9 protein-coding genes are annotated in these 11,532 nt (G+C 59.5%); 3 read left to right on the plus strand and 6 right to left on the minus strand.

Going from position 1 to position 11,532, the window contains the following annotated elements:
- Positions 1-155: 155 nt before the first annotated feature.
- Positions 156-1,031, plus strand: coding sequence for a LysR family transcriptional regulator (locus POR16_RS13750; protein WP_122356464.1), 876 nt, complete (start codon positions 156-158; stop codon positions 1,029-1,031).
- A gap of 26 nt (positions 1,032-1,057) precedes the next feature.
- Here the strand turns inward: POR16_RS13750 and POR16_RS13755 are convergent, their stop codons facing one another.
- From POR16_RS13755 to POR16_RS13780, 6 genes are all read right to left on the minus strand, one after another.
- The gene (locus POR16_RS13755; RefSeq protein WP_005893997.1) at positions 1,058-1,483 is read right to left on the minus strand and encodes a VOC family protein; all 426 of its coding nucleotides are present in this window, start codon (positions 1,481-1,483) and stop codon (positions 1,058-1,060) included.
- 181 nt (positions 1,484-1,664) lie between these two features.
- Positions 1,665-2,906, minus strand: a complete 1,242-nt coding sequence (locus tag POR16_RS13760) for a M20/M25/M40 family metallo-hydrolase (RefSeq protein WP_005893996.1) — start codon at positions 2,904-2,906, stop codon at positions 1,665-1,667.
- A gap of 64 nt (positions 2,907-2,970) precedes the next feature.
- Positions 2,971-6,051: an efflux RND transporter permease subunit gene (locus tag POR16_RS13765; RefSeq protein ID WP_183132241.1), complete on the minus strand. Its 3,081-nt coding sequence runs from the start codon at positions 6,049-6,051 to the stop codon at positions 2,971-2,973.
- Positions 6,048-7,115, minus strand: a complete 1,068-nt coding sequence (locus tag POR16_RS13770; protein ID WP_024669407.1) for an efflux RND transporter periplasmic adaptor subunit — start codon at positions 7,113-7,115, stop codon at positions 6,048-6,050. The genes POR16_RS13765 and POR16_RS13770 overlap by 4 nt, the downstream gene beginning before the upstream one ends.
- 85 nt (positions 7,116-7,200) lie before the next feature.
- Positions 7,201-8,052, minus strand: coding sequence for a MipA/OmpV family protein (locus POR16_RS13775; RefSeq protein WP_005893987.1), 852 nt, complete (start codon positions 8,050-8,052; stop codon positions 7,201-7,203).
- A gap of 18 nt (positions 8,053-8,070) precedes the next feature.
- Positions 8,071-9,546: an efflux transporter outer membrane subunit gene (locus POR16_RS13780; protein WP_005893986.1), complete on the minus strand. Its 1,476-nt coding sequence runs from the start codon at positions 9,544-9,546 to the stop codon at positions 8,071-8,073.
- A 98-nt stretch (positions 9,547-9,644) separates the two neighbouring features.
- Between POR16_RS13780 and POR16_RS13785 the strand changes: the two genes are divergently transcribed.
- A complete protein-coding gene (locus POR16_RS13785; protein ID WP_005893985.1) occupies positions 9,645-10,334 on the plus strand; it encodes a response regulator in 690 nt (229 codons plus the stop codon).
- A 5-nt stretch (positions 10,335-10,339) separates the two neighbouring features.
- Entirely contained in the window at positions 10,340-11,515 is a 1,176-nt protein-coding gene (locus POR16_RS13790) for a sensor histidine kinase (RefSeq protein WP_024669411.1), read from the plus strand.
- Positions 11,516-11,532: the final 17 nt, after the last annotated feature.

Consider the following 11,532-nt stretch of genomic DNA (forward strand, 5'->3'; position numbering starts at 1 on the left):
TCACTATGACGTTAAATAAATGTATCGACCCTTTATCTGGTTTATTGAACTTTTTTTAAAGCTAATTTGCCATGTAACACCCCGCGTTATTACGCTAACCTGATTGATCAAATAAACCGATGCATTCACACCTTGAACACAACTAATATTTGCCAATGATCAAAGAACTGAAAACTTTCATCGCCGTTGCTCGGGATGGCACGTTCGCCGCTGCCGGAGACCGGATAGGCCTGACTCAGGCAGCGGTAAGTGCGCAGATGCAGCGTCTTGAGGCGGAGCTGGGGGTCAAGTTGTTCGACCGCACAGGGCGTTCGGCGCAGTTGAATCGTATGGGCCAGCAAGTGCTGTTACAGGCTCAAGAGCTGCTTCAGCTATACGGCAATCTGGGCAGTGACGCCGTTGGGCTGGCCCCCGATGTGCTGGTGACGCTGGGGGCCATTGCTTCTGTGCAACGCTCGTTCTTGCCGGACGCGCTAGCACTGTTTCATCAGCAATGCCCACAATGTCGAACCCGTATCATTCCTGGGCTGTCGATGGACCTGGTCAACCAGGTGGACGCTGGCGAAATCGATCTGGCAGCGATCATTCGTCCACCCTTCTCGCTGCACAGCGACCTGCGCTGGACCACCCTGACACGCGAACCCTATTGCCTCATCGTCCCGGCCGATGTGCGAGGTGATGACTGGTCTGCGCTGATCTCGAATCAGCCCTTCATCCGCTATGACCGATCATCGTTTGGCGGCCGCCAAGTCGACCGTTTCCTGCGTCAGACGCACGTCGCGTTACGGGAGGTGTGCGAGCTCGATGAACTGGACGCGATCGTCAAACTGGTCGCCAACGGCGTGGGTGTCGCGCTGGTCCCGCAGACAGCCACCCTTCAGGCATGGCCAGCGGGGGTGCGGGCCGTCGATCTGGGGCAACACACGTTTCATCGTGATATAGGTCTGGTGCATCGGGCGCGCAGAAGTCTGGCAGAGCCAGTAAAAGAACTCGCCCGACTGCTGACGGCGCAGGGTCAGGAAGTGCAGTGACCGGGGCCACTGCCAGTACGCAAACGTTATTTGGCGAATAGCTGGCTCATGTCCTTGAACGCCTTGAACTCAAGTGCATTGCCGCACGGATCAAACAGAAACATGGTGGCCTGCTCGCCAACTTTTCCTTTGAAGCGGATGTAAGGCTCGATGACGAACTGCGTGCCGAACGACTTCAGGCGCTCGGCCAATGCCTCCCACTGCACCCACTCCAGAATGATGCCGAAATGCGGAACCGGCACGTCGTGCCCGTCCACCGGGTTGCTGTGTACGCTTTCCTGGGAAGGGGTCTTGGGTTGTTCGTGTATCACCAGTTGATGGCCATAAAAGTCGAAATCGACCCATTGCGCACTGGAACGGCCCTCGGCAAGCCCGAACACTTCGCCGTAGAAAGTGCGTGCGGCGGCCAGGTCATAAACGGGAATTGCCAGATGGAAAGGAGAAAGGCTCATCAGAACTCCGGGGACGTTTTTATGGGAGGCGGTCGTCGAGGCTGCTGTCTCGCCAAAACGATCCGCTTGAATCTGTCCTCATCCTGGGGCTTGCGAGCAAAAAATAAAATCAACATGTTTTGTGGACAAGCACAAATAATATTTGTGCTTGTCCACGTATCAGTGCTTCAGGACTTAAGCATCAAGGCTGACCGGACAATTTCATGATCATCCGTGACAGCAAGTAAATCCTTGGCGCCACGCTGCCCACCTCGGCGTATTCTTCCGGCGTGTGAATATTGCCACCGACAATGCCGAAACCATCCAGCGTCGGCGTCCCCACGCTCGCAGACAGACTTGAATCCGCCGCCCCGCCACTGCCTTCAATCGTCAGTGTGCGGCCCAGTTCGCCATAGATGCCTTGTGCCATAGCGACCAGCGCATCGGACTTCGGCGTTTGCGGCATGGGTGGCAGGCCGCGCACCAGGCTGGTCTTGACCTCGGTATCAGGCACTAGCTTGTTGGCCGAGACCCTGGCGAGATCTTGCTCGATCCGGTCGAACTCCTCAGGCACCGCTGCGCGGACGTCGGCCTTGGCGCTGGCCTGATCCGGAATCACGTTGGTGCGATCACCCGCCTTGAGGACCGTGAAGTTGATGGTGGTTTTCTTCTCCTCGTCCCCCAGCTTGCCGAGTTGCAGGATCTGATGCGCCACTTCGGTGGCCGCATTGCGCCCCAGTTCCGGGGCGACGCCTGCGTGGGACGCCTTGCCCTTCACGTCGACCAGCGCCGTTGCAGATCCCTTGCGCCAGACCACAAGGCCATCGGCCGGACGCCCTGGCTCCAGGTTCAGCGTGACATCATGCTCTTTGGCAGTCTTTTTGATCAGGTCGGTCGCGACCACCGAGCCGGTTTCTTCACTGGCGTCGAGCAGCACGGTGATCTGCGCGTAGTCAGCGAATTTCAGGTTATGCAAGACTTTCAGCGCGTAGATGGCAGCGACGATGCCACCTTTGTCGTCCATCACGCCAGGGCCGTAGGCACGACCATCCTTGATATGGAATGGTCGTTGTGCCGCCGAACCTTCTTTGAATACCGTGTCCATGTGCGCCATCAACAGGATTTTCGCCTTGCCGGTGCCCTTCAACGTAGCGATGACATGATGACTGGCCTCAGGTGTATTCGGCACCTGCTCGATGGTTGCACCGAGCTTTTTCAGCTCGTCGATAGCGATATCACTGACCTTGGTAAGGCCCGGCACATAGCCGGAACCCGAGTCGATGTTCACCAGGCGTTCGAGCAGTTTCAAGGCCTCGTCCTGATATTGCTCCGCATCGGCCTGAATCGCCTTGTGGGGTTCGGCCATCGCCACCTGTGCCGAAGTCGTCAAGGCCAGTGCCAAGGCCAAGTGAGCAGCCAGTGGCGAGCGAAAAAATGGGCGCATGGTTATCTATCCTTGTTTGCATGATCGGGGTTTTCAGAAACATACCCTACCGCGTTGTCAGGCGTCACGAGTGCGATGCGCCTGTATCGCACGTTAAAGTCCGTTCGCGCCTGCGCTCGAGCTTTTCGAACAGCAGCCAGTAAAGAATGGGGATCAGGCCCAGCGTCACCAGCGTGCCAAGAGCAAGCCCGCCCATGATGGTGATCGCCATGCCCTCCCAGAGCGGACCGGCGAACAGCATCAAGGGGATCAGGCCGATGATGCAGGTCAATTTAGTCATCACGATCGGTCGCAAGCGTTTGACCGCTGCATTGACTACCGACTCACGTACAGAAAGCCCGCCCTCGCGCTCGGCTTCAATGCGCTCCAGTAGCAACACCGCGTTATTGACAATGATCCCCGCCAGCGACAGCAGTCCGAAGGTGGCCATGAAGCCGAACGGATACCCCGTAAGCACCAGCGCCAACGCTACGCCGATGAGCACAAAGGGCACGCTGGAAATGACAATCAGCAATTTGCGGAACGAGTTGAACTGCCAGATAAACAACAGCAGCATCGCCACCAGCGCATGCGGCATGTACTGCAGCAATGCCTGGTTGGCTTCGGCCGAGTCCTCTATCTCGCCACCCAGCTCAATGCGATAACCGGCAGGCAGATTGAGCGCAGCGATTTGCGGTGCCAGTTGTTCGACGATAGACGTAGCCGTCAACGACGGGTTGTGCCCGACCACGGTGATGGCCCGCTCCAGGTTGCGGCGCTGGATGGTCGAGGCTTCGGCTTTTGGCTCCACAGTGGCGATAGCGGACAACATCAGCGGGGCGGCACCTGAAACCGGATAGATCAGCGTACTGTCCAGCTCGCTGGCGGGCATGCTCGGTGTGCCCTGCTCGCGCGCCACGATAGCCACGGCGGTTTCGCCATCCTGCATTGAAGACACGCTCAGGCCGTTATTCCTCAATTGCAGGGCCTGCGCAATGTCCTGAGTCGAAACTCCGGCATGCAGTGCCTTGTATTGATCGACCACCACGTCATACCGCAGCAGCCGGTTGCGCCAGTCATCATGTACGTCCAGCGTACCCGGCAACGCCGACAAGGCCTGTTCGATCCTGCGCGCAATCGTGCGCAGTACTTTTTCGTCCGGGCCGATCACTCGATAAATCGCGACGCCTGCCTCGGTGGTGCCCAGTGAAAAGCGTTTGGGCTGTGCTTCTATTTCGGGGTGCTGCGAGAGAAGAAAATGCCGGGTTCGTTCAATCACCTCATCGACATTGGCACCGTCGCGCACGCTGACCGTGAAGTAGGCAACGTCTGGAGCGGACAATGGCGGGTTGAGCCCCAGAACGATTCGTGGACCACCATCGGCCACATAGCCGATGCTGTCTTTGACGTCCTTGTCATTACTCAGCCACTGGCTGATATCACGCACCGCCTGTGACGTCGCACGCGAGCTGCTGCCCGGCTCCAGAACCAGCGGGATCTGGAACTGCATGCGGTCCGACTTCGGCAGAAAGTCGTAGGGCACATGAGTCAGCACTGTGACCGCGATTACCAGCAAGACCGCCATGCTGCCAATGAAAATCAGGTAGTGCCTCAGCAGTCCCTCGATGACTTTTCGATAACCGCGATAGAACACAGATGCATATTCATCGGTGGCAGGCTCCTTTGAATCAACCGGAGACCGGGCGAAGTAAAAGCACAGCAAGGGCGTCACCGTCACACTGAGCAACCAGGAACTGACCAGCGTGGTCGCCAGTACGATTGCCAGTGAACGCAGGTATTCATTGGTACTGGTCTGGCCCAGAAAGAATGGCGAGAACGCCAGCACGATGACCAGTGACGAGGTCAGCAGGGGAATCATCAGCGTTCGCCCCGCTTGCTCACACGCGCTTCGTCGATCCTCTCCGGCATGCAGTCGGCGCTCGATGTCCTCGGCGATGACGATGCCATTATCCACCAGCAACCCCAACGCGAGAATGATCGCGGCGATCGAGACGGTTTGCAACTCAATCCCCAGAGCACGCATGACCAGCAGCGTACTCAGAATAGTCAACGGCACGATCACCCCGACCACCAAGCCAGTGCGCCAGCCGAGAAACAGCATGACCACGCACATTACGATGACGACCGTTTCGGCCATGACGTGGTACATCTTGCTCATCTCGTGCTTAACCACGTCGGACTGGAACGTCACGATGTGCAAGGTGAAGCCGGCCGGGAGTTGCTGTTCGAGCTCTCCGAGCCGCTTGCGCAACGCGCTGCCGAACGTCTGGACATTAAGGCCCGGCTGCATCGATACCGCCAGAACGACAGCATCCTGCCCTTGATAAATGGCCTCGGTGTCCGGTGGATCGGCTGCGGCCACCGACACCCTGCCCAGGCTTTGCAGCGCAACCGTCTGACCGCTGGCCAACTGCACGGGAAACTGGCGAAGCTGCTCAAGCGAAAGTATCTCGCCACTGATCGAGAGCGTCGTGCTCTGCTGGCCGATCACCGGATTGCCTCCCGGCGCAATAACATTCCGCGCCTGCAACTGCTGCATTAGCTGCTGAGGCGAAAGCCCGGCAACCGCCAGTGTCTGGTGATCGAAGTCCAGATAGATACGCTCTTCTTGCAAGCCGTAGAGCTCGACCTGATCGACACCATCAAGCTCATAAAGCTGGTTGCGCAGCCGTTTTACCGGTCTGCGCATTTCGCTCATGCTGAAGCCCGGTGCCGTCACCGCAATGGAAGCTACCGCAACCCGGCCAAAATCGTCATCCACAAAAGGGCCTTGGGTACCCGCTGGAAAAACACCGCTCGCTTCGCCTGTCTTGGCTCGCAGTCGCTGCCACAACAGCCCGAGGTCCTTGACGCTGTCATAGGCCGTGACCTGCACAATCACCCGGCCCGGCTTGATCGTAGTGACCACGTTCCTGATATCCGCCAGTTCACGAATTTTCTCTTCAAGCGGCCTGGCAAGCAGCTCCTCGGTGCGTTCAGCGGAAAGACCAGGCAGAGAGACGCTGACCAAGGCATCCCGAACAGTCACCGAAGGCTCTTCCTGAGAAGGAAAACCCATAAAAGTAGCGACGCCGGCCAGCAAAATCAGACCGGCAGCAAACAGGGTCAGGCGGCTTGCGCGCATTGCTCGATACGTAAGGTTCATGGCGCACTTCCGCTCAAACGCGTACTTGGCTGAAACAGGCTGACAGCCTGCCCGTCCTGCAGGAAGGCGGCTCCGGCAGTCACCACTTGTTCACCTGCAACCAGCCCGCTGGCGATAACCGCTCGCCCTTCTCTGACCGGTCCCAAGGAGACTGCGCGGATCGACACCGTTCCACCCGGTTGATAGACAAATACCTCGGCCGTGTTGCTGCCAGCTCCCATCCATAACGCTTGTATCGGAATAGACAGCGGCTGCGGGCCTGATTCGGGTTGCATCTGCACCAGCAGCGTGACGCCGCTGGGCAGCGTTCGGGCGGGACGCAAGACACGAAATACCGCCGTTCTGACCAGCCCGTCATCGGCCCGTGGAGAAATACCTTCAAGAGCCAGATCGAAGCCTGACGTGTTGTCTGCAGTGCGCGAAGCTCTGGCGAGTTCGCCGGGTTTGAGCTCCTCGGCAAGCGCAACCGGAACAGCCGCGACCACCTGCTGCCCCTCGCCGGATTCGACGTCAAGCACTACCTGCCCGGCAGGCAGCACGCTGCGCGGTTCGGCACGGCGCGCAACCACTCGCCCGGAAAAAGGCGCAAGCATCTGGCTACGCTCCAGATCACGACGCGCCAGCGCTAATTCAGCCTGGGCCCGAACCTGCTCGGCCTTGGCCTGCTCGCGGGATGCCAGGGCCGACTCGACAACGCTTTGCGCAACACTGCCTGCAGCGAGCAGATTCTTCTGACGCTGGTAGTTTTGCTCACGCTCGACTGACTGGGCTGCAGCCAGACGCGCGCTGGCCTGCGCCTGCTGCAGATGCAAGGTTGCAGGCTGTCGATCAAGACTGGCGAGCAGCTGGCCCTTCTCCACCGCGTCGCCGACATCGACGCGTATTTCGCTCACGGTGCCGGCGGACTCGAATGCCAGACTGGCGCGCGCCTGCTGCCGAACGGTGCCGATAAAGCGCATCGTGGCCGCCTCGCCAGCGCGCACCGCGTCGACCTTGACGGCACGCACGGCAGCAACGCTGGTCGGGTGTTTGTCGCTGCATCCACTGAGCATCAGGACGATCAAGGCCAGACTGCACAGGTGAGCAGCACGTCGCCGCAAGGCAGCAGAAAACGCATCAGGATGAAATCGCATGGCAGGCGTCCACTCTTCAGAAAGCGTAATTCAGGGCAATCAGGCCACTGCCTTCGGCATCGGTCTCGACCAGTGGGCTGCCACGGGTCTGATCGGTGTAATGCGTCACTCCGACGCTGGCGACGCTTGACCAGTGAGCGTCGAAGGTATGCTGCCAGGCGAGAGCCGCTGAATACGCGTAAATGCCGCTGTCGGCCGTAAACCTTGAAAAACCGCTGCGCTGGCTTTGCATCGGGCTTACGCCGAAGTAGGTCTGGTTGTAGCGGCTGTCGCCGGCATGTGCGTCGATGTCGAGCGTCACCGTGTCGGTCTGGCTGTGGTAGGCAATGCCTTCGAAGCCCAACCGGTAACGGTTGCCACGTTTTTCGCCAGCCACTCGTAATTCGGCCTCGGCGCTGGCCGACAGCCAAGGCGCAAGCTGCTGAGAGACCATGAAATCGCCGACGGTGGCGCCCTCGACGGTTCCCATGCCCCTAAGCTCGTTGGAGCCGGGACGATTCCCGCTGTTTTTCTCGGTTCGACCGAAGTCGTAATTGAGCGCCGCACTGGCACCGAACCCGGACGCCGATTGAAACTGAACCCCCAGGCCACGCGTGGTATCAGCGAAAAAGATCCCGCGCTGGACAGTGAGCATCGGCAATACCTGACTGCGATACTCGTCGGCGCCCATGTAGCGCGGCAATACAGCCATGCCCAGACCGAGGTTGACGTTGAACTTGTCGCCGAGAATGGACTGACTGCCCGCAGAATCACCCTCCTGAGCATAGGCCTGGCCGATCAGGGTCATGGTGGCGCAAGCGATCAGCGTGTTGAGCAGCGGCTTGAGCAGAGCAGTTCGCGGGTTAGAATGAGCGAGGTCATGATTCATGGTGATACTCCGGTTCAGTCAGGGTTTCGAAGGGGTGGCGGGTTCTGCTCCGCGAAGCGCGCGAAACAGGTCAATCCGGTTCTGCTGCAAATCATCGAGCGACCTGCGACAGGCTGCGTCGGCCTCGGCGATGCGGATGCTGGACGCCAGCAATGCGGTACGGTCAGCGGCGCCGGCATTCAACTCAAAGGACAGACGCCGCACTTTTTCCTGCACCAGCGCGACGCGCTCGATCTCGTTGCGGACATGGCCCAAGGCCTGCTGACGTCGGCTCAGCACACCGGACATTTCACGGAATGCGTTCTGCACAGACTGTTCATATTCGGCGACAGCGATCTGCTGGCGTACTTGCGCAAGGTCCAGATTGGCCTGGTTGCGTCCGCCATCGAACAAGGGCAGGTTCAGCTGCGGGCTGAACAGCCAGGCACCGCTGCCGCTGCTGAACAGAGTGCGCAGGCTGTCGCTCTGAATGCCGACCCCGGTAGTGAGTTTTATCGATGGAAAGAATGCTGCGCGCGCGGCGCCGATATTGGCGTTGCCGGCTTTGAGCGCCTCTTCGCGCTGGCGGATGTCGAACCGCTCCAGCAGACGCTGTGAAGGCAGATTCGCCAGCCAGCCCGGCGTCTCGAGCAGCGCGCTGCTCAGCACAGGCGTGTCCGTCGGGGTCGTCGGCAAGGGTGTCGAGTAGCCGGTCAGCAACAGCAAGGCCTGTGATGCACGCGCATGTTCACTGACGGCATCCTGTAGCTGCTGCTGCGCGCTCAATGTATCCACACGCTGCACCAACAGATCATCCAGCGAGACAGCGCCTTGACGCTGCTGCTCTTCGACGGCTTTCACCCACATCGATCGAGCGTCATGCACCGCCTGTGCATCCTGCTGCAATGCAGCGCTCAGCCGCTCTGCCAGCCAGGCGCGCGCTACCTCGGCAACCAGCGCACTGCGCGCAGCCTGCTGACCATAGGTGCTGGCCAGATACTCATGGCGCGCCGCCTCCGACAGGCTGCGCACGCGGCCGAAGAAATCCAGCTCGAAGTCGGAAACACCCACTGATGCAATAGCGATGTCCTGCCCGTAGCGCTCGTCGGCGGCGGCATTATCGAAGTGCTGACGGTCACGCTCGACGCCTGCGGCAATCGTTGGGAACCGATCGGCGCGGCTGATACCGTGCATCGCCCTGGCCTCTCCCACACGCAGCACCGCCACACGAAAATCGCGATTAAACGCCAAAGCGGATTGCAGCAGAGCCCGAAGCTCACCCTTGGGTGACAGCTCGGCCGCAAGCGCCTCTTCCTCCGCGCTCAGGACGATGTCGGGAGGTGTCTCGCGAGCAGGTAGCGCAGCCGACAACTGATCTGCGGGAACCGGCAGCGCTGGCCGCTGGTAAGCCGGAACCAGCGAACAACCGGAAACACCGATGCCTAGCAGCACAGCCAGCAGACAGTGGCCGCTCAGGTTTCGGATACGCTTGGACAGCGGTGTACTCATCAGCATAGGATCTGTCCGCGACAGTGGGGTCTGGACGCAATCCTGAACGCCGACTTTCAATAAACCGTTCGCTAATTATCAAGATTTGATCAAGAGGCACCCCCATGTCAGGAAAACGCATTCTTATCGTCGAAGACGATGCCGACAGTGCCAGTATTCTCGAGGCCTACCTGCTTCGTGACGGCTTCATCGTAGGGCTGGCAGAAAACGGCCAGCGCGGCATCGACATGCACCGTCAATGGAAGCCCGACCTGATTCTGCTGGACGTGATGCTGCCGCTGGTCAGCGGCACTGATGTGCTATCGGCGGTAAGACGCTGCAGCGACACACCGGTGATCATGGTGACCGCCATGGGTGATGAGCCTGAAAAACTCGGAGCGCTGCGCTACGGCGCCGACGATTACGTGGTCAAACCCTACAACCCAAAAGAGGTGGTCGCCAGGGTGCATGCAGTGCTCAGGCGTTCACAGCAAAATGGCAATAACGACCGCCACCTGCGCCATCAGCACCTGCTGGTAGACCTCGAATCGGTCACCGCCGTTATCGAGAACGCCGACACCCCACACACCGTGCTCGACCTCACGCCGACCGAGTTCAAGATTCTATCGACCCTGCTGAAAACCCCGTCCAAGGCTTTCACCCGGGAAGAATTGCTTGAGATCTGCCTCCCCGAGAGCGAGGCGCTGGCCAGAGTGGTCGATGCACATGTGCATAACCTGCGTCGCAAACTTGAAATTCATGGCGTGGATAACGTGCTGGTGACAGTGCGGTCAGTCGGTTATCGATTCAGGTGAAACTCATGCGACCTCTTTTCAGGCACAGGCAGCAACCTTTGTGGCATTGGGTCGGTATGCGCATGAGCATGCTGGCGGTGGGTGCAGTCATCGTGATTGCCTTCTGCATGTGGCTGCACGTCACCGTGTCTGACTGGATGACCGTGCAGGCAATGCCGACCGAGGTGCGCAGCGAATTTCAGCGTCTGCAAGCCGATCCCGAGGCAAACATTGCCAGGCTTCGGGAGCTGTTCGTTCAGTACTATCCCATCGAAAATCTGTTGCCGGGCATTGCCAACAAGGAGTGGTGGGTGTTGTCGGGGCTGGTAGCAGGCGCCATTCCCATCATCATCTTTTTCGGTTTTCTGTTTTCACGTCCGCTCTCCAGTCAGTTTTCGTCGATTGCCCGAGGCGCACGACGCGTTGCTCAGGGCGACTTCAAGACCCGCCTGCCGATGGACGTCAAAGGACCGGAAGAGCTGCAGGCGCTGGTCAGCGACTTCAATACCATGACCACCCAGCTGGGTCGTTACGAACTGGAGGTCAGTGAATCCAGCGCAATGATCGCCCATGAGCTGAGAACGCCGCTGAACGCCGCCATGGGTCGCGTTCAGGGCATGATCGATGAAGTGTTTCCACGTGATATCGCGCAGCTGGAACTGGTCCATCGGCAGCTCAGCCAACTGAACAAACTGGTCAGCGATCTGCACCTGCTGTCGCTGGCCAGCGCCGGACAGCTGACGCTGGACAAAACTGTGTTTCCCTTGCAAAAACTGGTGGCCGAGCGCTTGAGCTGGTTCGCCACGCAGCTGGATGAAGCGCGCTTGCGTGTAACCCTGGACATACCTCGCCAATTGAACATCACGGCGGACCGGGACCGTATGGGTCAGGTGGTCAATATCCTCGTGGATAACGCGCTGCGCTACTCAGCACAGGGCGGCGAACTGCTGATTGCCGCCAGAGCGACCGCGCGCAATGTCGAACTGACCTTCTCAGACCGCGGCCCGGGTTTCGGTCCGGAAAACCTTGAGCAAGTGTTCGACCGCTTCTGGCGCGCAGAGCGTTCGCGGGCACGCTATTCGGGGGGCAGCGGCCTTGGCCTGTCCATCGCCCGCGCTATCTGCGTCGAGCACGAGGCGCATATCGAGGTTCAGGACAGGCCCGGTGGCGGCTCCGTCATCCGGCTGCACATGCCGGTCTGAGCCGGGCAAGCGGATAA

Origin of the sequence: Pseudomonas coronafaciens pv. oryzae str. 1_6, assembly GCF_000156995.2 — a bacterium.
In the GTDB taxonomy this organism is placed as follows: Bacteria; Pseudomonadota; Gammaproteobacteria; order Pseudomonadales; family Pseudomonadaceae; genus Aquipseudomonas; species Aquipseudomonas tremae.